The organism is Vibrio genomosp. F10 str. 9ZD137, assembly GCF_049974785.1.
Classification (GTDB): domain Bacteria; phylum Pseudomonadota; class Gammaproteobacteria; order Enterobacterales; family Vibrionaceae; genus Vibrio.
Map to the genome: position 1 here is coordinate 1 of NZ_JBNGCJ010000572.1, position 500 is coordinate 500.

At 42.0% G+C, this 500-nt stretch carries 1 protein-coding gene; it reads left to right on the forward strand.

What is annotated here, in order from left to right; translation table 11 throughout:
- The first annotated feature begins 44 nt into the window (after positions 1–44).
- Positions 45–479 carry a GNAT family N-acetyltransferase gene (locus ACP45E_RS13855; RefSeq protein WP_026026575.1) on the forward strand — a complete coding sequence of 145 codons (435 nt, stop codon included), beginning with the start codon at positions 45–47 and terminating at the stop codon, positions 477–479.
- Positions 480–500 lie beyond the last annotated feature (21 nt).

Below are 500 nucleotides of genomic sequence, written 5' to 3' on the forward strand. Positions count from 1 at the left end.
TATTTTCCGCTTAGCAGAGCGTTATGCCTCAAGGAGGAAAAATGGTGCAAGGATACAGAATTAGCACGGATAAAAATCACCTCAACTTTGAGGTGATTTACAGATTTATTTCAGAAAGTTACTGGGCGTCGGGAATACCAAAGCACACTCTAGAAAAAGCCATTTCAAATTCCTTTTGCTTTGGTGTCTATGACAGCCATGATTCTCAAGTAGGCTTTGCTCGACTGATAACAGACAAAGCAACGTTTGCTTACCTTGCTGATGTATTCATAGTAGAGAATCACCGAGGTAAAGGTTTGAGCAAGTGGCTTGTAGAAAGCATAGTGTCACACCCAGACCTCCAAGGTTTAAGGCGTGTGGTATTGGCAACAAGAGATGCGCATGGTTTGTATGCTCAATACGGTTTCCAACCAATTGAAAATCCAGAGATACTAATGCAAATTTGGCATCCAGATGTTTACCGTGAGTCAGAGGCATAACAAACGCTTCAAGACGGATTC